Origin of the sequence: Dermacoccus sp. PE3 (assembly GCF_001021715.1) — a bacterium.
Lineage (GTDB): Bacteria > Actinomycetota > Actinomycetes > Actinomycetales > Dermatophilaceae > Dermacoccus > Dermacoccus abyssi.
The window spans coordinates 31,398-53,292 of the sequence record NZ_LDCM01000004.1 but is presented as its reverse complement, the minus strand read 5'-3'; the positions used below and the strand labels follow the sequence as shown (position 1 = coordinate 53,292).

General features: G+C 67.1%; 19 protein-coding genes, 1 tRNA gene and 1 pseudogene. 12 read left to right on the top strand and 9 right to left on the bottom strand.

All coding sequences use genetic code 11. From position 1 onward, the window contains the following. Positions 1-11: 11 nt before the first annotated feature. The 7 genes from galU to AA983_RS10600 all read left to right on the top strand — a co-directional run bounded on the left by galU (position 12) and on the right by AA983_RS10600 (position 5,483). Positions 12-959 (top strand): UTP--glucose-1-phosphate uridylyltransferase GalU, encoded by a 948-nt coding sequence (galU, locus tag AA983_RS10630; protein ID WP_047312274.1) that lies wholly within the window; start codon positions 12-14, stop codon positions 957-959. A gap of 103 nt (positions 960-1,062) precedes the next feature. After that, positions 1,063-2,271: a gephyrin-like molybdotransferase Glp gene (gene glp / locus AA983_RS10625; RefSeq protein ID WP_047312273.1), complete on the top strand. Its 1,209-nt coding sequence runs from the start codon at positions 1,063-1,065 to the stop codon at positions 2,269-2,271. 1 nt (position 2,272) lies between these two features. Then, complete coding sequence (gene moaC / locus AA983_RS10620) at positions 2,273-2,740, top strand: cyclic pyranopterin monophosphate synthase MoaC (protein ID WP_047312272.1); 468 nt, start codon at positions 2,273-2,275, stop codon at positions 2,738-2,740. Then, positions 2,733-3,227, top strand: a complete 495-nt coding sequence (locus AA983_RS10615; protein ID WP_047312271.1) for a molybdenum cofactor biosynthesis protein B — start codon at positions 2,733-2,735, stop codon at positions 3,225-3,227. The genes moaC and AA983_RS10615 overlap by 8 nt, the downstream gene beginning before the upstream one ends. A 17-nt stretch (positions 3,228-3,244) precedes the next feature. Next, complete coding sequence (locus AA983_RS10610; protein WP_231579586.1) at positions 3,245-3,826, top strand: GNAT family N-acetyltransferase; 582 nt, start codon at positions 3,245-3,247, stop codon at positions 3,824-3,826. Positions 3,827-3,910: 84 nt separating this feature from the next. Next, positions 3,911-4,849: a hypothetical protein gene (locus AA983_RS10605; protein ID WP_047312269.1), complete on the top strand. Its 939-nt coding sequence runs from the start codon at positions 3,911-3,913 to the stop codon at positions 4,847-4,849. 148 nt (positions 4,850-4,997) lie between these two features. Then, positions 4,998-5,483 carry a GNAT family N-acetyltransferase gene (locus AA983_RS10600; protein ID WP_052947065.1) on the top strand — a complete coding sequence of 162 codons (486 nt, stop codon included), beginning with the start codon at positions 4,998-5,000 and terminating at the stop codon, positions 5,481-5,483. A gap of 646 nt (positions 5,484-6,129) precedes the next feature. Here the strand turns inward: AA983_RS10600 and AA983_RS10590 are convergent. The 7 genes and pseudogenes from AA983_RS10590 to AA983_RS10555 all read right to left on the bottom strand — a co-directional run bounded on the left by AA983_RS10590 (position 6,130) and on the right by AA983_RS10555 (position 14,715). Next, complete coding sequence (locus tag AA983_RS10590; protein WP_156170352.1) at positions 6,130-8,946, bottom strand: TrlF family AAA-like ATPase; 2,817 nt, start codon at positions 8,944-8,946, stop codon at positions 6,130-6,132. 67 nt (positions 8,947-9,013) lie between these two features. Next, positions 9,014-10,169 (bottom strand): annotated as a pseudogene (locus AA983_RS15220) (IS3 family transposase). A gap of 13 nt (positions 10,170-10,182) precedes the next feature. After that, positions 10,183-10,608, bottom strand: a complete 426-nt coding sequence (locus AA983_RS10575; protein ID WP_156170350.1) for a hypothetical protein — start codon at positions 10,606-10,608, stop codon at positions 10,183-10,185. Positions 10,609-10,630: 22 nt separating this feature from the next. Beyond that, positions 10,631-10,703, bottom strand: a tRNA-Ala gene (locus tag AA983_RS10570). An 80-nt stretch (positions 10,704-10,783) separates the two neighbouring features. Beyond that, positions 10,784-11,155: a hypothetical protein gene (locus AA983_RS10565; RefSeq protein WP_047312266.1), complete on the bottom strand. Its 372-nt coding sequence runs from the start codon at positions 11,153-11,155 to the stop codon at positions 10,784-10,786. A 274-nt stretch (positions 11,156-11,429) separates the two neighbouring features. Continuing rightward, positions 11,430-12,911, bottom strand: coding sequence for an amino acid permease (locus AA983_RS10560; protein ID WP_047312265.1), 1,482 nt, complete (start codon positions 12,909-12,911; stop codon positions 11,430-11,432). A gap of 112 nt (positions 12,912-13,023) precedes the next feature. Continuing rightward, positions 13,024-14,715: a dolichyl-phosphate-mannose--protein mannosyltransferase gene (locus AA983_RS10555; protein WP_082128857.1), complete on the bottom strand. Its 1,692-nt coding sequence runs from the start codon at positions 14,713-14,715 to the stop codon at positions 13,024-13,026. Positions 14,716-14,836: 121 nt separating this feature from the next. Here AA983_RS10555 and rsmI point away from each other — a divergent pair, with 121 nt between their 5' ends. Next, the gene (rsmI, locus tag AA983_RS10550; protein ID WP_231579605.1) at positions 14,837-15,673 is read left to right on the top strand and encodes a 16S rRNA (cytidine(1402)-2'-O)-methyltransferase; all 837 of its coding nucleotides are present in this window, start codon (positions 14,837-14,839) and stop codon (positions 15,671-15,673) included. Here the strand turns inward: rsmI and AA983_RS10545 are convergent, their stop codons facing one another. Further along, positions 15,674-16,078 (bottom strand): hypothetical protein, encoded by a 405-nt coding sequence (locus AA983_RS10545; RefSeq protein ID WP_047312264.1) that lies wholly within the window; start codon positions 16,076-16,078, stop codon positions 15,674-15,676. It abuts the gene before it with no gap. A gap of 2 nt (positions 16,079-16,080) precedes the next feature. Continuing rightward, a complete protein-coding gene (locus tag AA983_RS10540; RefSeq protein WP_047312263.1) occupies positions 16,081-16,689 on the bottom strand; it encodes a DUF4126 domain-containing protein in 609 nt (202 codons plus the stop codon). A 171-nt stretch (positions 16,690-16,860) separates the two neighbouring features. Between AA983_RS10540 and metG the strand changes: the two genes are divergently transcribed. The 4 genes from metG to rsmA all read left to right on the top strand — a co-directional run bounded on the left by metG (position 16,861) and on the right by rsmA (position 21,895). Beyond that, on the top strand, positions 16,861-18,786 hold the full coding sequence (metG, locus tag AA983_RS10535) for a methionine--tRNA ligase (RefSeq protein WP_047312262.1): 1,926 nt from the start codon (positions 16,861-16,863) through the stop codon (positions 18,784-18,786). Between the two features lie 31 nt (positions 18,787-18,817). Next, positions 18,818-19,669, top strand: coding sequence for a TatD family hydrolase (locus AA983_RS10530; RefSeq protein WP_047312261.1), 852 nt, complete (start codon positions 18,818-18,820; stop codon positions 19,667-19,669). Between the two features lie 325 nt (positions 19,670-19,994). After that, positions 19,995-20,909 carry a resuscitation-promoting factor gene (locus AA983_RS15945; protein WP_156170348.1) on the top strand — a complete coding sequence of 305 codons (915 nt, stop codon included), beginning with the start codon at positions 19,995-19,997 and terminating at the stop codon, positions 20,907-20,909. Between the two features lie 77 nt (positions 20,910-20,986). Further along, complete coding sequence (rsmA, locus tag AA983_RS10520) at positions 20,987-21,895, top strand: 16S rRNA (adenine(1518)-N(6)/adenine(1519)-N(6))-dimethyltransferase RsmA (RefSeq protein ID WP_047312260.1); 909 nt, start codon at positions 20,987-20,989, stop codon at positions 21,893-21,895.

Here is a 21,895-nt window from a genome sequence, read left to right as displayed (position 1 = left end):
GCCTAGGAGACATGACTGAATCGACGACGCCCGCCATCCGACGCCGTGCGCGCAAGGCCGTCATCCCGGCCGCCGGCCTCGGTACCCGCTTCCTGCCCGCCACGAAGGCCATCCCGAAGGAGATGCTGCCGGTGGTCGACAAGCCGGCCATCCAGTACGTGGTGGAAGAAGCCGTCCGTGCGGGCGTGCCCGACATCGTGACGATCACCGGCCGTTCCAAGGCCTCCCTGGAAGATCACTTCGACCGCCACTGGGAGCTCGAGCAGGCCCTCGAGCGCAAGGGCGACGAGAAGCGCCTCAAGCGCGTGCGCAAGTCCAACGATCTGGGCGACGTGCACTTCGTCCGTCAGGGCGAGCCGAAGGGGTTGGGCCATGCCGTGCTCATCGGCAAGAACCACGTGGGTGACGAGCCGTTCGCCGTGTTGCTCGGTGACGACCTCATCGACGAGGGTGATCACCTCCTCGAGGAGATGATCGAGGCGCAGCTCAAGCACGGCGGTTCCGTCGTGGCCCTCATGGAGGTTCCGGCCGAACAGATCAACCTCTACGGCTGTGCCGAGGTGGAGCAGATCGACGGTGAGACCTCGGGCGTCGTGCGCGTCAAGGGCCTCGTGGAGAAGCCCTCGCCCGAGGAAGCACCGAGCAACCTGGCCATCATCGGCCGGTACGTGCTCGACCCGTCGATCTTCGAGGTGCTCGAGCGCACCGAGCCGGGCCGCGGCGGCGAGATCCAGCTCACCGACGCTCTGCAGGAGCGTGCGAACGCCACGGGTGACGGCGCGGGCGTGGTCGGCGTCGTGTTCAAGGGCAACCGCTACGACACGGGTGACCGTCTCGACTACCTCAAGGCCGTCGTGCGACTCGGCGTTCGTCACCACGACTTCGGTGACGACTTCCGGTCGTGGCTGCAGGAGTGGGTCACCACGAACGAGGGCAAGGGCAACGAGAAGCGCGCCTGACCCCCTGCTTCGAGCCGCCCCGGCAGCGCCCCCCGCGAGGGACGCCGCCGGGGCGGATCTCTTCGTGTGGCCGGTTGTCGGTGATGAGCGGCACAATGTCGGGGTGATCTCCCACGACGACCATCTCGCGCGCATCCTCGCGGCGGCGCCTGCGCCGCGGGTGGAGCGTCTCGCTGTGTCCGGCGGATCGCTGCTCGGACGCGTGCTCGCTGCGGACGTGAGGAGTGCCGTCGAGCTCCCGGCGTTCACCAACTCGGCGATGGACGGCTACGCCGTGCACTCCGCCGACGTGAACGAGCCCTGTGAGCTGCCCGTCGTCGGTGACATCGCTGCCGGAGACACTCGCTCCCTGAGCTGTGAGCCCGGCTCGACCTGGCGCATCATGACGGGCGCACCCATGCCCGAGGGAGCGGACGCCGTCGTGCCGGTGGAGCTGACCGACGGTGGCGTGGAGCGTGTGCGGTTCGAGGCGGCGGCCACGCCGGGCAACCACATCCGTCATGCCGGCGAGGACGTACGGGTGGGCGACCTGCTCCTGCCGCGGGGTACGCACGTGGCGCCGCACCACGTGGCGGTGCTCGCATCGAGCGGCGTCGCGCAGGTCGATGTCGTCGCGCGGCCGCGCGTTGTCGTCGTCTCCACCGGTGACGAACTGCGGGCGGCCGGAAGCGAACTCGCCCACGGCCAGATCCACGACTCCAACGGCCCGATGCTCGCCGCGCTCGTCGAGGCCGCGGGGGCGCAACTCGTCGAACAGGTTCACCTGCCCGACGATGCCCGGGCTGTCTCGCAACTGCTCGAGCGGGCCGTGGAGAGCGCCGACGTCGTCATCACGACCGGCGGCGTGAGCGCCGGCGCGTTCGACGTCGTCAAGGAGGCACTCATCGACGCCGGCGACGTCACGTTCGACAAGGTCGCGATGCAGCCGGGCAAGCCGCAGGGGTTCGGGCTGCTCGGCGGGCGCCGCGTGCCCGTCTTCACCCTGCCCGGCAACCCGATGAGCACGCTGGTCTCCTTCCACGTCTTCGTCCTGCCGACGCTCGACGCCATGGGTGGGCGCCCTCCCCGCGAGTGCGAGCGCGCCGTGGTCGAGCGCGGCTGGACGTCGTCGCCCGGGCGTGCGCAGTTCGCGCGGGTCGCGGTGCGTCGTGACGATTCGGGGCGCCTCGTCATCCGCCCGAACTCACGCCAGGGCTCGCATCACCTCGGCGAACTGGCCGAGGCGAACGCGCTCGCCCTCGTACCTGCCGACGTCGACGTGGTTCAGGCGGACGACGAGCTCGACATCCAGATGCTGCTGACGAAGGAGTGACATGAGCGATCTCACGCACGTGCGGGCCGACGGCAGCGCGCACATGGTCAACGTGGCGGGCAAGGCCGTGACGCAGCGCTCTGCCTCGGCCGCCGGGCGGGTGCTCCTGCACCCCGACGCCATTGCCGCTCTGCGGGACGGCGCAGTGCCCAAGGGTGACGCCATCGCCGTCGCCCGCATCGCGGGCCTTCAGGCGGCCAAGCGCACCCCGGAGCTCATCCCGCTCGCGCACCCCATCGCCGTGCACGGCGTCGAGGTCGATCTGGACGTGGCCGACGACGGCGTCGACATCCGCGCCACCGTGGTCACCGCGGACCGCACCGGCATCGAGATGGAGGCGCTCACGTGCGTCAGCGTCGCGGCGCTCGCGCTCATCGACATGGTCAAGGCGGTCGACAAGCACGCGCGCGTCACGGACGTGCGGGTCGTCGCGAAGTCGGGCGGCCGAAGCGGTGACTGGCATGAGTGACGCCCGCGCTGTCGTCGTGACGTGCTCCACGCGCGCCGCGGCTGGGCAGTACGAGGACGAGACGGGGCCGGCCATCGTGAACTGGCTCGAGGGCCGGGGATTCGAGGTCGCCTCCCAGGTCGTTCCCGACGGCGACGCGGTGGGCACCGCGATCGGCGCGGCCCTCGGCGTGGGTGCCGACGTCGTCATCACCACGGGTGGCACCGGCGTCGCGCCGAGCGACGCCACCCCGGAGCAGACGCGCCCCCACCTGTTGGCCGACCTTCCCGGTCTCGCCGAGGCGGTGCGCGCTCGCGGTGTTGCGGCGGGCATCCCGACGGCGGTGCTGTCGCGCGGTCTCGCCGGCGTTGCCGCGTCGGCCAACGCGACGGGCCGGGCGCTCGTCGTCAATCTGCCCGGGTCGAAGGGCGGCGTGAAGGACGGTCTCGCCGTGCTCGACGGCGTCCTCGACCACGTTCTCGACCAGTTGCACGGCGGTGCGCATTGAGCCGACGTCCGTGGCCTGTGACGATCGGTGGCGCCTGGAGCGGTTCGCGCATCGAGTTGCGGCCCCTGCATCCTCGTCGTGACCGCGAGGAGTGGAGCGCGTTGCGCCGCGAGAGCAGCGCGTGGACGGGGCCGTGGGATTCGACGAACCCCTATCCGCAGGAGGCGTTGACTTACCGCAAGGCCATCGCCTTCCAGGACGCCGAAGGGCGCGCGGGACGTCTGCTGCCGTGGGTCCTCACCGTCGACGGGCGCCTGGCGGGGCAGGTGCACGTGTTCAGCATCGTGCGCGGCGCCCAGCAAGGCGGCACCATCGGGTACTGGATTGCCGAGCGATACGCGGGCCGGGGCATCACGCCGGCCGCGGTGGCCATGGCGATCGACCACTGCTTCGGTGTCGAGCGGCTGCACCGCATCGAGATCAACGTGCGCCCCGAGAACGTGAATTCGCTTCGGGTGGTGGAGAAACTCGGCCTCCGCGACGAGGGCGTGCGCCGTTCATTCCTCCACATCGCGGGGGAGTGGCGTGATCACCGCACCTTCGCAGTGACGGCCGACGAGGTCGGTGCGGGCGGTCTCGTGGGGCGACTTTCGGGCTGATACCCGAAACCCGTCAGGAACGAGGCGCGACACGCCCGGCGTGTCTCACTCGTTGTGATGTGTTCGAGCCATAGCCTTTGTGACGTGAGATCCAGCAGCCTGATTTTCTTCGTCATCTTTGCCGTGTGGGCTGCCTACATGCTCCAACACTGGGTGCGCCGCCGCGAAGACCTCGCGACGGCTCGCACCGTCGACCGTTTCTCGGAGGCGATGAGGATGCTCGAACGACGAACGCCGGTGAAGGCACAAGCAGTTCGCCGCGACGAGGAGCCGAAGCCGACGTTGCTCCGTCCCCAGGTCTCGGTCAAGGGTGTCAAGCCGACGGCAGGCACCGGATCGACCGCCGCTGCTGCTCCGGTTGCTCGTGCTGCGGAGACGACGAAGCGCATGGGCGGGCTTTCCCTCTCTTCCCCGGAGGTGAAAGCCGGTGCGCTCCTGGGCGCCCTGGTCCTCTTCGTCCTCAGCGTGGTGCTCGCGCCGTTCGGTGTCGTGCCGGCATGGACGCCGCTGCTCGGTCTCGCTGCTGTCGGTGGTGTCGTCGTCTGGCTGCGTCGCAGCGCCATCGCGTCCCGTCAGGCTCGCCGGGTCGCGCCGGCCGCTCGTCCGGTGCGCGCGCCGCGCGCCGCCGGTGCGGACGAGAACAAGTCGGTCGCGGCGGCTCCGGTTGCCAAGGCGCCGTCCGCCCCGGCGACGAAGCGTTCGCCGCTGGTCGCCGAGCAGGTCGAGCACGAGGAAGCGGTCGAGGTCGTCGAGACCGAGACGCACACCGACGCGGTCGCGAAGGCCGAGGCCGAGGTGTTCGACGCGCGCCGCTGGGCGCCGGTCGACGTCCCGCGTCCGACATACACGATGAAGGCGAAGGCCGAGCGCGAGGAGGTCGTTCCCGCGTCCACGGTCGACGAGACCGACACCCGTCCGCTCGCCGCACGCTACGAGAACGCCCCCGTCGACGAGATCCCGTTCGACGGCATGGCCCTCGACGAGGACTACGACGAGCTGCCCGAGGTCTACAAGGCCGGCTGACTCCGGCCTCACGTCATCTCGATGCCCGCCACTCTCATTCGAGGTGGCGGGCATCGTTGCATTCGACAGGGATCACCCTCGCCGTGCCATGCAGGTGACATAGGTGGGCAACCCGTCCGCGTCGCCGTCACGTGAGAGGAGCACCCCGGTGAACATTCGCGCAGGAAGGCTCGACGATGACGCGATTCTGGCTGCCATCGACCACGCCTCGTGGTCGCCTCTGAGCGACCCCAGCGAGCACTGGTCGATCGAGCGACCGTTCTTCGGGCCGCCAACCGGCACGCGACCGCAGGATGTCCTCGTCGCCGAGGTCGGACCTGATCTCGTAGGTGTCATCAAGATCGTGCCGGCTACCACGGAGTTCGGGGACTGGTGCATCAACGGGCTCGCCGTGGCCGCTGCCTTCGGGGGCCGGGGTGTCGGTACCGCTTTGATCCGCGCGGCCTGCGCGAAGGCGGGCGCGGCCGGTGGTGCGCAGGTGTGGCTCAAGGTGCTCGACTCAAACGCGCGAGCCGTGAGGCTGTACGAGTGTCTCGGGTTCGTGGAGGTCGCGAGGTTCACCAGCCCGTTCGAGAACCGTCCGGGAGTGGACGACCTGCGCATGGCAGCCGATCTGCCGCTGGAGAGTGGTTGAGTGATGGGCCCAGTGGCGCCTGGCGTTGCCCCGGTTGCTGGACGTGCCGCAGGCCGTCTGCCCTCGGCTCGAATGTGAGCAGGTGGCAAGCCGACGATGCCTCGTGACCGGTCGCCGCAGGTTCCTCCATCGGGCAAGCGCCGTAAGCAGAAGGCCGGGCACGATGTGTGCCCCGCCCTTCTGTCTTCTGGTGGAAGTGGGGCGACAGTGTTCGAACCTCGCCCCAGACCTCCAAATGCTTGTTCTCGTCCACCCCGCTATCCGCGTTCGCCCGCTGACGAAGGCGACCGCTGCGACCGCGCGCGGTAGGAAGCAGCCGCGTCCGGTGCCTCGCCTGACGGAAACGATGATGCTGGAAGCGGAGCGGCGGTACAAGGCGAAGGAGACGCTGAGCGTGATCGCTCGCGACCTGGGTGTGAGCTGCCAGCGCCTCGCGGGGCGTCTGCGTGATCGAGGCGTCAAGATTCGACGCGAACCTCCTTCGCCTGGGCAGGTGGATGAGATGGGCCGCCGCTATGCGCGTGGCGAGTCGTTGGCGGCTGTCGGAGAGAGGCTGGGATTCGATGCCGGAACGGTGCGCAACTGCCTAATCGCGGCAGGAGTGAGGCTCCGCGACAGCCACGGTCGCGAACGGTAGGGACCTGCGTCACCCCATCAACCGCTTGTAACGCGCTTCGAAGGCGGTCTTGCCGCCCTCCATGATGAGACAGATCGACTTCTTCATTTCTTCGCTCTGTATAGAGCCGTGAGCCGCGACCACTGGCACGGCACCGTGTTGCAAGATCGTCACGTGCTCAGCGTCCGCGTTTACGACAACGTTCGCGTTGTGCGTCACGACAATCACTTGGCGATTCGTCTTTATGCGCTTCAGTGTCGTGACCACGAGTTCATAGATCAGCTTGTTATCCAAGTCATCCTCTGGCTGATCGAGCAGAAGCGGGTCATTGCTGAGTTGGAGGACGACGGCGAGTAGCGCAGCGGTCTTTTGACCGGGCGAGCCCTCGTCTATCTCGCGGAGGCGATTATCAGACTCCTGTCGATATTGAACTCTGAGGTGATCTTCGGGGAACCAAAGATTTATCTCGGTCTCGTAGGTATGCGCGTCGAGAGAATTCAGGTGCGCGAAGAACCGCTGATCGAAGGTGAGCGATGAGTGCCTCTTGAGCAACGGAGCGGTTCCGCCCTGCGCTTGAAGTTCAAGAAGGAGCCTCTTGAGCTCGGCCACGCGCTCATCTCGCTTCGGCTGGAAGCGGTGTGCCAGCACCTTGGGGAGTCCATCGTCACTGAAAACAGGATCGAATGAAGAAGGCTTCTGCACCAGCTCTCGGAGCTCGGCTTCAAGAGTCGTGTCGTCCGCTTGGGCGAGTACCTGAATTTTGAGGTCCCCATCACTCAACTTGGCTGCGAGTGCGCTTCGCCGCTTGGTCAAGTCTGCTCGCTGCTCGTTGATCCTGGTAAGCGTGTCTTGTGTTTCTTGGACTACACGGTCACGTCTTTTCTTGGCCTGCTCGATCTCTGCGAGAGCTGTCTCCCTTTCGCCCTTTGCTGTGACGAGTCGAGTGTTGGCGTCGTTCGGGTCTTCGACGTGGCTCGGCGTATCGGATTCATCGCTCGCGGGGTTCAGCTGATTGTTCAGTTCTTCGATGCGTTTCTTGCGTGGCGACTCTCCTGCGATCGCTTCCCAGGCCCGTCGAGATTCGCTCAGAACACGAGACGCGCTCGCCAGCATGTCGTATGCACCGATGATCTCGCGGCGACGGGTTGTCTCTGGCTCCCAAGCACCTTCCGCCTCTTCTTCGGGCGAAGTGTCCTCACTCTGACTCTCTTGTTCTGGATGGATCTCCTCGAAGTCTTGGGTCAAGCGCGCGGCTGCAGCCTCGAGCCTCACCGCGACGGACTCGAATTTTGCAGCCTCCTGCTCCTCGTGGGTAAGGCGGTCTAGCTCTTGTGCTTCGGGAGAGTTTCTGAGCTTTGCGACATGAGCGAGTTCTGTTCGGATGTCTGAGAGTTCACCGTTTAGCCGATCCTCTGAGGCGATCTTGATGTTGAGTTCGTTGAGTTCTGCGCGCTGCGTTCGGTATTGACTGCAGAGTTCGTCGAAGGCTTCTTTCCATGTGACGTAATCGATCGAGGGCTGGTCGTCTATGGCCTTGAGCAAGCTCTGTGGATCACGGGCGGTCTCGTAAATCTGCTTCTGACTGTTGATAAGCAGGGCAAAACGATCCCGTGGCGCTCCGCCCTCGGGCTGCCATTCGTCGTCGATAAGTGCCTCGATGCTTGCAGTGTTGGGCTGACTTCCATCCCATAGGACTCGGTAGGTACGGCCCAGGCGAATGAGGTGGACCTCGATTTGGGTGTCGCGGTTCCAGAACCGGGTCAAGTTCCTGCCACCCTGCGGCGAGAACCACTGATTATCGTCTTGGAGTTCTTTGGGCAGGTCGGTGAAACGCCCCATCGCGAGGCGCACCAACTCAATGAGCGTAGATTTACCAACCCCTCGCCCGCCGATGATGGTGTTCATCCAAGGACCAAACCTGTAGGTTGCTTCTGATTGCCCCTTGCGTACGATCAGATGCTGGATCATTGAATGAGAAAAGTCGTTCGGGTCCGGATCGCCTTCTCGTGCCGGAGTCACTGATTGCTCTCCGTCAGCGAGGGCCAGTTTAATCCCGAAGAGATTCGGCTGCTCCATTTTCACCCAGGTGAAGTGGCTCCCGGGGTACTTTGCCTCAATCCCTTCTGGGCATGCTGAGCCGTCAAGATGGTGAGCATCCGAGCCAAGGACTCTGATCCACCCTCGTTCGTTAGCCTTACCGGCTCCCTCTGGGGTCACTGCTTCCACTGCAACGATGTTCTTGGACTGCCCAAGGTCTTCTTGGTTTCGGAGATCGTGCCCGAAAAGGCCTTTATTGGCGTCGGCGTGGGCAGGGATAGCCAGTCCGCCTGCTTTGACGATCTCTTCTGCAACCTGGGCGAACGACATCTTCGTCGTCCCCAGGCTGCTGCCGCGTTCGGCGGTATAGCCGCATACGTGTAGGAGTCCATTGACGACCTCACTCTGAGTGTCCACGTCAAAGACTCCAAGGAGGTGGTATCCGCCATCAACCGTGAACTCCACGCCGCTGAGCAAGACGATCTCTCGGAATCCATCGGGGCTCTCATCTCTCAAAGAGGAAAGCTCAGCACGTGCCTTGTCTATCCCCTCGTGAGTGTTGTGGTCCGCGATGACGAGGGCATCGACGCCACTTCTCATGTAAGCGAGAAGCCAGTCTCTGTACGAGGTCGAGGTGGCCGCAGACTTCCCCTCCTCCGCACCGAAATCAAACGACGCAGGGCTGTGTGCGTGGAAGTCAACTTTCCACCACCGTGCGCCGGGATGGGGAGATGGGCTCACCGACACTGGTACTGATGCCACCGGAAACCTCCTACCGGTGGCCGTCACCACCTGTGGTCGCTCACTCATGATGCTGACATTCTCCTACGACGGCCAGAGGCCCCCAAACTGAAGCGCCCTGGGTTTCGTTCCGTGGTCAGGACGCAAGGGGCGCTACGTCGTGGTTGTGAGTGTAGGCCGCCTCGGCCTGCGAGGGAGTGCGGTAGCCCAGGGCCCGATGTAGACGTGTCGAGTTCCACCAGTAGACCCAACCCATCGTGGCGATCTCGACGGTCTGGGTGGACTCCCATATCCGCTTCGAATGGATGAGCCGGGCCTTGTAGAGCCCGTTGACGGTCTCGGCCAGGGCGTTGTCATACGAATCGCCGACGGTCCCGACGGAGGCTGCCACACCGGCCGTGATGAGCGCGTCGGAGTAGGCCAGGCTGACGTACTGAGAACCCCTATCGCTGTGGTGGACCAGGCCTTCCTGGCCCCGGCTGGCGCCGGTGGAGACGGGTGCACACGTCGGTGATGAACGCGGTGTAGCAGAACCCGACCAACGTGCGCACGTAGGTGATGTCAGCTACCCACAGCTGGTTCGGCCGTTCTGCGGTGAAGCGGCGTTCGACCAGATCCGGCCGGGTATCGGGCGCCTGGGCAGGACGGGTGGTGATCGGCTTGCGTCCGCGCCGAACCCCTTCGAGGCCGGCGGCGCGCATGAGCCGGGCGACCTGGTCCCTCCCGACATCCCAGCCAGCGCGGACCATGGCGGGGTGCATCTTCCGCACCCCGTAGACGCTGTAGCTCTCCGCGTGGATCCGCCGGATTTCCTCCACGAGGACCTCGTCTCGCAACGCTCTGGTCGAGCGCGGGCGGGACCTGGCGGCGCGGTAGCCGCGAGAGGTGATGAACCCACACTCCGTCGCACCCAGGGTGCGGCAGATGGCCTCGACCCCGAACTGATCGCGGTGCATGTCGATGAACCGGATCATCTCGTCGTGGGACGGCCTGGCTGCGCTGCGAAAAAAGCCGAGGCCTTTCGCAGGATCTCGTTGGCGCGGCGCAGCTCGACGTTCTCCCTGCGCAGCCGCCGCACCTCATCTGACTCCTGGGTCGTCACACCAGGAGCCTCTCCGCGGTCGACGCGACGCTGCTTCCACCAGTTCCGCAGGGTGTGGGGTGACACGCCGCCCAGGGCCTGGCCCACGGCGGTGCAGGCGACCCAGGCCGAGCAGTGCTTCAGCCTGCATCCTCTCCTCGATGAGCTGGAGGGCACGAGCCTTGAACTCGGGGGTGTACTTCTGGGGCATGATCCGATCCTCCTTAAGATAGCGAGTCGGAACGAAACCCAGGGCGCTTCACCTCAAACTCGTCCAGGCCCACTACGCCGACGCGATCCCCCTCGACCTCCTCAAGAGCGAACAAGACCGCATCCGCGTCAGCCTCGACCAGATCACCACCCGGCTGGACAACCTCACCGACACCTACGCCGAGGCCCGAACAGGCTTGGACCAGCTCACCGAACTCCTCGTCGACCTCGACGACCTGTACAACCTCTACAACAAGTGCGAACCAGCCGAACGACGCATCCTCAACCGCGCCCTGTTCACCCGCATCACCATCGACGACGAAGAGAACGCCACCTACACACCCGACGAGACCACCGCCAGCGTCCTCGCCCACACCAGCATCGACGCCCCGGCGCACGTCACCGCAGAAACAAAACTGCCCCGCTACCAGGCGGGGCAAGTTTCGATTTTCTCTACTTACGTGGAGCTATGGGGATTCGAACCCCAGACCTTCTCATTGCGAACGAGACGCGCTACCAACTGCGCCATAGCCCCGTGAAGCGAATGACACGTTACCACCGTGGTTCGTGCCGGGCCAATCCGGCGAGCGTGCGATGCGTGTGCCCTCGGGGGCCTCACTTCGTCGAGACGTCCCCGCCGACGGCGTCCTCGAGATCGGACGCCTGCTTCGAGGACGTGACGAGGTACCAGTTGGGCCCGTGCAGCACCGCCTCGTCCGAACGCACCGCCGCGCGTGCCGTGGCGATGCCCTTCTTCGCGTCCTCGTCCTTCGTGTAGACGATGAACGTCGCCTTCGTCCCGCCGACGCACGCGCCGGCCGAAGCGGCACCTTCGGGAGGTGTCGACGGCACGTAGCCGGTGCAGTGCAGACCGCTGTTCACGGCCGCGCTGCGCAGCTCGGTGGCGCTGTCGTAGCGATGGTTGGTCGAGGCGCACCCGGCGAGGGCGAGCATCGAACAGGAGGTCAGGACGGCGAGACGGCGCATGTTCGAGAGCCTAACGATCCAACCTGCACGTCAGCTCACCCGGCCGGCAGGGAGCGGAACCGGGCGCCGGGAGTTCGATTCGTTGGCCGCGTTCGACGCGGTTGGCGGCGTTGCAACGCCACCGACCGCATCGAACGCGGCCAACGAGTGCGAGGGTGAGCCCGGCCGGCTGACCGAGGGCGCCGAAGCCCGTACCGACGGCTGCGACGGCGCGCACGCAGCAGGCCCGCGGCTCCTCGAGGGAACCGCGGGCCTGGGGGATGTCAGCCGAGCATCATGGGCGAGGCCCGTGCGACGTCGCGCCGCCGGACGGTACAGGAGCCGTCTCGAGCGAATCGGTGTCGACGTGCGGGGAGGCCTCGACCGCGTCGAGGATCTCGTCCTCACTTCCGCCACGCGTGCCGTGCTTCGCGATGCCGATGCCGACGACGACGGCAGCCAAGCCGAGCGTGAGCCACGGGTTGACGCGCTGGTCCTCGCGCAGCGCCATCGCGCCGAGCGTGAACACGATGAACGCGATCGTCACGTACGTCAGCACAGGGAACGCCCACATGCGAACGGCCGGGCGCGCGCCCGCCTTGTCCATCGCCGCACGTGCGCGCAGCTGCGTCACGGCGATGACGATGTAGACGAACAGTGCGATCGCGCCAGACGTCGACAGCAGGTACGTGAAGATCTTCTCGGGCAGCAGATAGTTGCCGAACACCGCGAGGAAGCCCACCGCCACGGACGCCAGGATGGCCACCTGCGGCACGCCGCGCTTGTTCGTCGAGGCGAAGGCCTTCGGTGCGTCGCCGCGCTGACCGAGGCTGTAGGCCATGCGGCTGGCCGTGTAGAGCGCCGAGTTTAGACACGACGCAACCGCCGTCAGGATGACGAACGCGAGCACCGTCGCCAACTTGCTCAACCCCATGTTGTTGAGCGCCTCCTGGTAGGAACCGTTCTCCTGCAGCGAAGCGCTGTTCCACTTCGTCAGCGCGATGACGACGAAGATCGAGCCCAGGTAGAACAGCGAAATACGCCAGATGACGGAGTTCACGGCCTTGCGGATGCCCTCGACGGGGTTGTTCGACTCCGCCGCGGCGATCGTCACGATCTCCGTGCCCATGAAGGTGAACATCGTTGTGAGCATGGCCGCGAGCACGCCACTCCAGCCGTCGGCGAAGAAGCCGTAGTCGGTGAAGCCGCTCAAGCCGGATGTGTGTGAACCGGGGAGCAGGCCGAGGATCGCAAACATACCGAGGCCGATGAACCCGACGATGGCGAGCACCTTGACGAGCGCGAACCAGAACTCGAACTCGCCGTAGTTCGCGACGGAGAACAGGTTCGTCACCGTGAGCAACGCCGTGATGATGAGCGCGAACACCCACTGCGGCCAGTCGATCCAGCCGGAGAGGATCTTCGCGCCGGCCGTGGCCTCGACCGGGATGACGAGCACCCAGAACCACCAGTACAGCCAGCCGATCGAGAACCCGGCCCAGCGCCCCAGCGCGCGGTCGGCGTAGACGGAGAAGGAACCCGAGTCGGGGTTCGCCGTCGCCATCTCGCCGAGCATGCGCATGACGAGGACGACGAGCGTCCCGGCGAGCGCGTAGGAGATGAGAACGGACGGGCCGGCGAGCTTGATGGCTGCGGCCGAACCGACGAAGAGGCCGGCGCCGATGACGCCCGCGATCGAGATCATCGTGACGTGCCGCGGCTTGAGGCCGCTGCTCAGGGCTGACGGTCCGTCGGAGACAGGCTGGGGTGCGTTCATGCGTCGCACTCTGCACCCGGCACCTGCCCCACGGCAATATGCACAATCGAAGTTTCGGCGATCGTGCCGGGATCGTGACCTGACGTGCTCGGGCCCAGACGCCGAGGGCCCGTCAGATCCAGGACGGTAGCCACATCCGCCAGCTCCAGTGACTGTGCGGGATGACCTGGGCCGTGTAGATCGGCCAGAAGAAGATGAAGACGCCGACGGCCAGCACGACGTACGCGCCGACCACCCCCGCGCCGATACGTCGACGCTTGAGCGAGGCGTGCGCCGGGCCGAGGATGAGGCCGAGACAGTACGTCACCGCGAGGATGACGTAGGGCGCGAAAACGACGGCGTAGAACGTGAAGATCGTTCGCTCCTGGTAGCCGAACCAGGGCAGCCAGCCGGCCGCGATGAGGGCGAGCAGGACGCCGGGGCGCCAGTCGCGGCGCAACGCCCACATGAACAGGCACACGAGGATGGCGCCGATGCCGGCCCACCAGATGCTCACGTTGCCGAGCGACGTGATGGCCTTCGAGCACTCGTTGACACCGCATCCCTCGACGCCCCTGGCCGGGCTCTCGTAGAAGAACGACGTGGGGCGCGTCTGCGCCATCCAGGTCCACGGGTTCGACTGGTAGGTGTGCGGCGAGGTGATGCTCTTCGCCGAGTCGTACATCTGGATGTGGTACTGCCACAGGCTCCGCAGGGCGTCCGGCATCCACCCGAAGAGGCTCGAGTCGGGCGAGAAGCCGGTGTCCTTCGTCGCGGGGTTCTGTTCGGCCCAGTGACGACCCCAACCGTCGGTGGAGCGCAGCCAGCCGGCCCAGGTGACCAGGTACGTCAGGCAGGCCACGGGCACCATGATGAGCGCGCCGGTGAAGCCGTCCTTGACGATCGTGCTCGAGAACCAGCGGCGCGCCCCGATGGCGCGGCGGGCGCCCAGATCCCAGAAGACGCTCACGAGCCCGAGGGCGACGAGGTAGAAGCCGTCCGACCACTTCGTCGCCATGCCGAGGCCCAGGCAGACGGCGGCGACCCAACGCCACGGACGCAGACCGAGCGACGGCCCGCCGAGGCGCAGCCGCTGGCCGATCTTGTCGTCGCCGTCCCACGTGCCGTCGTTCTTGAGCGTTGCGACCTTGTGGGCGAGAAGGCGACGGGTGCGGTCGCGGTCGGCGAGGATCGCGACGAACGCGGCGAGCGCCCAGAAGCTGACGAGCCCGTCGAGCACCGACGTGCGCGACATGACGAACTCCATGCCCTCGAACGCGGTGAGGATCGCGGCGATCGTCGCGAGGGTGGCGGAACGGAACAGGTGCCAGGCGGCACGCCCGACGAGGAGCACCGCAAGCGTGCCGGCGAGCGCGACGGAGATGCGCCACCCGAACGAGGATGTGATGCCGAACAGGTGCTCACCGGCGCCGATGACCCACTTGCCGAACGGCGGGTGGACGATGAAGTCCGGCTCCGGCCCGTAGACGGTGGCGACCTGGTTGTGCGTGAAGAACGCGTCGGGCTCGGGCATGTTCTCGGGCACCTTGCGCTCGTGCCCGTAGAGCATCATCGACCAGCCCTGCTTGACGTAATACGTCTCGTCGAAAACGAGCTGGTGCGGTCGCCCGAGATCCCACAGGCGTAGGAACCCGGCCAGAACGGTGACGATCAGGGGGCCGATCCAGCCCCACAGCTTCGCCTTCGCGGTGAGCGGTTCGCCGAGCAGACGGCGGCGCAGATCGAGTTCTTCGCGCGAAACGTCGGTGGCGGGCTCGGCAGTCGCCGATTCGTCGTCGGGCTCGACGCTCGTGCTCGCATTCACCGTGGGCCGTCCTCAGAGGTCGTCCGGCGGCGTGCGCCGGGCGTGGAACCTTGCGCCCCGAGCCTAATCGGTGCGACCGGAGCGCGTGCACGAGCCGTGACACGATGGGCCGGTGAAGCAGATCTCGTTGTCCGAGGGCGCCCTCGTCTTGGCCGCCACCCCGATCGGTGACCCCGCAGACGCCGCGCCGCGCCTCGCGCAGGAACTCACCGATGCGCCGGTCGTCCTGGCCGAGGACACGCGCCGCACGAAGCGCCTGTGCGACGCCCTCGGCGTCACGCCGAGCGGCACGATGCTGAGTTACCACGAGCACAACGAGGCCCGACGCACGCCGGAGATCGTCGAGCGCATCGCTGCGGGCGAGCGCGTCCTGCTCGTCACGGACGCCGGTATGCCGAGCGTCTCCGACCCGGGGTATCGCCTCGTCGCGGCGTGTGTCGAGCGCGACCTTGCGGTGACGTGTGTGCCCGGGCCGTCGGCCGTGCTCATGGCGCTCGCGGTGTCGGGCCTGCCCGTCGACCGGTTCTGCTTCGAGGGGTTCCCGCCGCGCAAGGCGGGGGAGCGTTCGCGCATGCTGGCGGGCCTCGCGGACGAGCAGCGCACGATGGTCTTCTTCGAGGCGCCGCACCGGTTGGCCGCGACGCTCGAGGCGATGGCGGAGGCGTTCGGCGGCGAGCGTCGCGCCGCCGTCTGCCGTGAGCTGACGAAGACGTACGAGGAGGTGCGCCGCGGCGCTCTCGCGGAACTCGCCGAATGGGCCGTCGAGGGGGCGCGGGGTGAGATCACCGTCGTCGTCGAAGGCGGTGCTGCGAAGGAGGTTTCGCTCGAGGACGGCGTCGCCACCGTGCTCGACCTCGCGAGCGGCGGCGTGCGCCTCAAGGACGCGTGTGCCCAGGTCGCGGAGGCCACGGGCCTGTCGAAGAAGGCGCTCTACGACGCGAGCATCGCGGCTCGCTGATCAGTCGAGGTTTGTGACGAAGTTCGTGCAGTCGGGGTCGAGCGGAGTGCGCAGTTCACCCCGGTCGGGGTCGCTCGGCGGGTAGCAGGCCCAGAGCACCTTCGTCAGGTTCCACGTCGACGCCGGCACGACGCCCTCCAGTTCGTGCGAGGTGCCCGCAGGTGACGGCGCGTCGAGGCGGGCGCGGACGTGAACGTCGTCGCCCTTGCGCTCGGCGGAGATGACGGTGACCGTCTTCGTCGCCACGTGCGCCGTCGACTCCTCGTGGGTGACGTTGCGCCACGTCTGCACGCCGGCAATGACGGTGACCGCCAGGACGGCTCCGATGAGGACGTTGCGGATACGCCGACGGCTTCGGATGCGACCTTCGATGTCCGGGTCGAGGTCGAGTCGGGGGAAGGCCATCGTCAGACCACCCCGGCGGCGCGGCGCCGATCGGCTCGTCGCTCACGCATGCGCACGACGCTGCGCCACGCGCGCCAGAGCATCCACGCGACGAGGAGCAGCAGGACGAGAGCCAGCACCGGCGCGAAGACGGCGGCGAGGCTCAGGGTGACGGCGGCGGCGTCCTCGGCGGTGGACAGGACAGGGGCGGCGAAGCCCGCCGTTCCGGCGTTCGCGACGGGTCGGGCCGCAGCCTTGCCGGTGTGGAAGATGCCCGCGACGATGGCGCCGCCGATGAGGCCGGCCCACGGGTGATCGGTCATCCAGGCGGAGCTGTCGAGGTCGGCGGCCGCGGCGGTGGCGGCGAACACGACCGCGCCGGACGCGGGACGCACGACGGTGCCGAGGGCGTCATTGACGGAGTCGAGGGCCGGGATCTTGTCGACGACCACCTCGCCGATGAGAAGGACCGCCCCGATGACGATGGCCCACGTGCTCTCGACCCACTCGAACCCGGCCGGCAGGTTGACGACGTCCGTGAAGCGCGCGAGGAGCGCCACGAGGAGGAACGGGATGTAGGCGTTGAGGCCTGCCGCAGCGGAGAGTCCCGCACCGGTCAGTGCAGCGAACATGGGCGTTCCTTGTCGTCAAAGCGTCAAAACATTGCGACAACTGTGGCACACGCACCCCTATTCCCCGATTCTGTAGACGTTCGGCGACATATATGACGTGCAACGTCTACAGAATCGGCCTGTCGTGAACGCCACGGGGCTGATTTGTCGGCGCCTCCTAGACTGGCCCGCATGACCAAGGTGCTTTCCGCTGTTGCCTGGCCGTATGCCAACGGCCCCCGTCACATCGGGCACGTCGCCGGTTTCGGTGTGCCCTCCGATGTCTACAGCCGCTACATGCGGATGGCCGGCCACGACGTCCTCATGGTGTCGGGTACGGACGAGCACGGCACCCCGATCGTCATCATGGCGGAGAAGGCGGGCAAGACCCCGCAGGAGTTCGCGGACGAGAACGCGAGCATCATCGTCGACGACCTCGTCGGCCTCGGCCTGTCGTACGACCTGTTCACCCGCACGACGACGGCCAACCACTACGACGTCGTGCAGAAACTGTTCCTCGCCCTGCACGAGAACGGCTACATGGTCGAGCAGACGACCAGCGGCGCCATCAGCCCGTCGACCGGCCGCACGCTGCCCGACCGCTACATCGAGGGCACCTGCCCGATCTGCAAGTACCCCGAGGCGCGCGGCGATCAGTGCGACAACTGCGGTAACCAGCTCGACCCCACCGATCTCATCGACCCGAAGTCGAAGATCAACGGCGAGACGCCGGAGTTCATCGAGACGCAACACTTCTTCCTCGACCTTCCGGCGCTCGCCGACGCCCTCGCGGCGTGGCTCGACGGCCGTGAGGCGGCGGGCTCGTGGCGCCCGAACGTCATCAAGTTCAGCCAGAACATCCTCAAGGAGATCCGTCCGCGCGCCATGACGCGCGACATCGACTGGGGCATCCCGGTGCCGCTCGACGGCTGGCGCGACCTGCCGACGAAGCGCCTCTACGTGTGGTTCGACGCCGTCGTCGGCTACCTGTCGGCGTCCATCGAGTGGGCGCGGCGCCTCGGCGAGCCCGACAAGTGGCGCGAGTGGTGGAACGCCGACGTGGCGCGCCAGCTCGTCGACCAGACCGCGGCCGCGAGCGAAGCGAGCACCGGTGACGCGACGAGCGCAGCGAGGAGCGGCGCCCAGAAGACATCAGAAGTACTTCGCGATGATCGCGACGAAGGAGCGATCATCTCGAAGTACTTCATGGGGAAGGACAACATCACCTTTCACAGTCAGATCTGGCCCGCGGAGCTTCTCGGCGCGAACGGTGAGGGCTCGAAGGGCGGTTCGGTGAGCGAGTTCGGTCGCCTGGAGTTGCCCAGCGAGGTCGTGAGTTCCGAGTTCATGACGATGGAGGGCAAGCAGTTCTCCACGAGCCGCGGGCACGTCATCTACGTCAAGGACGTCGTGGAGCGTTACGGCCCGGATCCGCTGCGCTACTTCATCTGTGCGGCCGGGCCGGAGGCGCAGGACGCCGACTTCACGTGGGCAGAGTTCGTGCAGCGCAACAACTCCGAGCTCGTCGCGGGCTGGGGCAACCTCGTCAACCGCACGGCGAACATGATCCACAAGAACTTCGGTGAGATCCCGTCCCCGGGCGAGCTCGAGGACGTCGATCGCGCCGTGCTCGAGCAGGTGCGCGGCGGCTTCGCCACCGTCGGATCGCTCATCGAGCGCAACCGACTCAAGGCGGCGCTCACGGAGACGATGCGCCTCGTCGGTGAGGCCAACCGCTACGTCACCGTGACGGAGCCGTTCAAGCTCAAGGGCGACGATCAGCGCGAACGTCTCGCGACGGTGCTGCACACGCTGGCTCAGTGTGTCGTCGACCTCAACACGATGATGGCGCCGTTCGTGCCGTTCTCGGCCAACCTCGTGCACGAGGTCATGGGCGGCGAGGGCGAGTTCATGCCGATGCCGGTGGCGAAGGAGGTCACCGACCTCGACGACGGCCGCCCGTACCGCATCATCACGGGCGAGTACTCGAACACGCCGTGCTGGCAGCCGCGTGACATCACGCCGGGCACGCCGGTCGCCAAGCCGAAGCCCGCGTTCAAGAAGTTCGACCCGTCGGTCGTCGACGAGGAACTCGAGCGGATGAACGCCTCGGCCTGAGCCGAGGGCGAACACCCCGCGAGGAGGGGCGATGAACGATGAGAACCGCACGTACCGCGACAAGCCGGAGGCGCCTCAACCGTTGCCGCTGGCCGTCGTCGACAACCACACGCACCTCGACATCAGCCGTGACGGGGCGCCGACGCCCGACGTTCGCCGCACGATCGACGAAGCGGTGGCGGTCGGCGTTGACCGCATGGTCCAGGTCGGGTGCGATCTCGACGGAGCGCGCTTCACCGAACGCGTCATCGACGAGCACCCCGAGCTTCTCGGCGCGGTCGCGCTGCACCCCAACGAGGTGCCGAAGCTCGCCGAGGCGGGCGAGTTGGACGCGGCGTACGTCGAGATCGAGCGCATCGCCCAGCACTCCCGGGTGCGCGCGGTGGGGGAGACGGGCCTCGACTACTTCCGCACCGGCCCCGACGGCATCGCCGTGCAGCAGAGCGGTTTCCGCTGGCACATCGCCCTCGCGAAGAAGCTCGGCAAGGCACTGCAGATCCACGACCGTGACGCGCACGACGACGTCATGCGCATCCTCGCCGAGGACGGCGCGCCGGACGTCACGGTGCTGCACTGCTTCAGCGGTGACGTCGAGATGGCGCGCGAGTGCGTCGAGCGCGGGTACTACGTCTCGGTGGCGGGCGTCGTCACGTTCAAGAACGCGCGCGATCTGCGCGACGCCCTGGCCCAGGTGCCGCTCGAGAACCTGCTCGTCGAGACGGACGCTCCGTATCTGACGCCGTCGCCGCACCGCGGCGCGACGAACGCCCCCGCGCTCGTGCCCCTCACGGTGCGCGCCCTGGCCGAGGTCAAGAACGTCGACGTCTCGACGCTCTGCGCGGCCCTGAGCGAGAACTCGGAGCGCGTCTACGGACCGTGGTGAACGCCTCGTACCCCGGCAGGCCCGAGTCGCTCGAGGCACCGATAGGAGCCGATGATGTGACGAACGCCACACGCACGGCTTTTCGCCTGCGATAGCGCGTGTTTCAGAGTAGCCCCGCCTGCCTCGCGTTACATTTTCGTTACCTTGGTTTGATCCGTGCCCGTGCTTTCGGCAAGGTGTATCGGGTTCGCCCGAGTCTGGATCACCGGACGCGCCGCCCCTCGAAGGGGGCTTCGGCCACGTTCTCATCCGGAACGTCAGCCTTCCCGCTGTTACCGCAGCGTGCGCGTGCGCCCAGTGCCGGGACCTACGACATCGGAGCATGATGACCAACCTCACCAGCCGCACCACGTCCCGCTCGCTCGCCGCCGTCGCTGCTGTTGCGGCCGCCTCGACGCTCGCTGCCTGCGGCACGTCCGACTCGAACACGGCGTCCAACGTTCCCACGATCAGCTCGAGCTCGTCGAGCACCTCCTCCTCCTCCTCCACGCCGTCCCCGAGCACGTCCTCGGCGAAGCCGTCGGAGAGCGCCACGTCCAAGCAGACGCAGGCCACCAAGAACGACTCGAAGCGCGCCTCGCGCTCGCAGGCCCGCCAGGCCGCCCCGGCTCTCACGTACGTGAACTGGACCCAGGTCGAGGCCGTCCCGAACAAGACGGTTTACGTCTACAGCAAGGACATGCCCAAGGGCACGTCCAAGGTGACGCAGGCCGGCCGCGACGGCGCCGCCACCGTCACGTACCGCTCCGCCAAGAAGGGCGAGCGTGTCGTCTCCTCGAAGTCGATCGACTCCAAGGTGACCAAGAGCGCCGTGCGCCGCGTCATCACGATCGGCACGGGTCAGGCCCAGACCGCCCAGCCGCAGGCTCAAAAGCAGGTCTCGCGCTCGCAGGCCCGTCAGGCTGTGACGCAGCAGTCCGCACCGAAGAAGCAGCAGTCCGCACCGAAGAAGCAGCAGTCCGCACCGAAGAAGCAGCAGTCCGCGGCTCCCGGCGGCAGCTCGCGCTCCGGCTACTGGAACCGCATCGCCTCGTGCGAATCGGGCAACAACTGGAGCATCAACACCGGTAACGGCTTCTACGGTGGTCTGCAGTTCACGCAGCAGACGTGGGCCGGCTTCGGCGGTACGGCGTACGCGCCGCGCGCCGACCTCGCCACCCCGGCGCAGCAGATGGCGATCGCCGACAAGGTCCTCGCCGTGCAGGGCCCGGGCGCTTGGCCGGTCTGCCACAAGCGCTGACCAACAGGTCGTTCGTGACGAAGCGGTCGTCTCCTTCGGGAGGCGGCCGCTTCTCGCATGCCCGATAGGGTGGGCGCATGGTTGACGACGCCGCGCAGGCTGCACGTACCGAGCCCGGCGAGACGCGGGGGTTGCTGTCGGCCGCTGACATTCGGGCGCTCGCCGAGCGTCTCGGGGTTCGCCCGACGAAGACGTGGGGGCAGAACTTCGTCATCGACCCGAACACGGTGCGCAAGATCGTGCGCCTCGCCGGGGTGGGGCCGGGCGACCACGTCGTCGAGGTCGGCCCGGGGCTCGGGTCCTTGACGCTCGCGTTGCTGCCGCAGGTCGCCGGCGTCACGGCCATCGAGGTGGATCCGAACCTCGCGGCGCAGCTACCCGCCACCGTCGAGACGTTCGCGCCGGCCGATGCCGACAAGCTCACCCTCGTCCAAGCCGACGCGCTCACGGTCACGTCGTTGCCGCACGAGCCGACGGCGCTCGTCGCGAACCTGCCGTACAACGTGTCGGTGCCGGTGGTGCTCAACTTCCTCGAGTTCTTCGCCTCCCTCGAGCGCGTGCTCGTCATGGTGCAGCTGGAGGTGGCGCAGCGCCTCGCGGCCGAGCCAGGCAGCAAGGTCTACGGTGTCCCGAGCGTCAAGGCGGCTTGGTACGCCGACGTTCGCCTCGCCGACCGTGTCGGACGCAACGTCTTCTGGCCCGCTCCCAACGTCGACTCCGGTCTCGTCGCGATGGCGCGCCGCGATCCGCCGACGACGAGCGCGTCGCGCGAGAGCGTCTTCGCCTGCATCGACGCGGCATTCGCGCAGCGTCGCAAGACGCTGCGGGCGGCGCTGGCGGGGTGGGCCGGCGGTGCCGACAAGGCCGAGGCAGCGCTCGTCGCGGCCGGCATCGACCCGCGTACCCGCGGTGAACGCCTCGGCATCGAGGAGTTCGCGGCCATCGCCGCAGCGCGAGAGGCCATTGGCGACACGCCGCGTGCATAG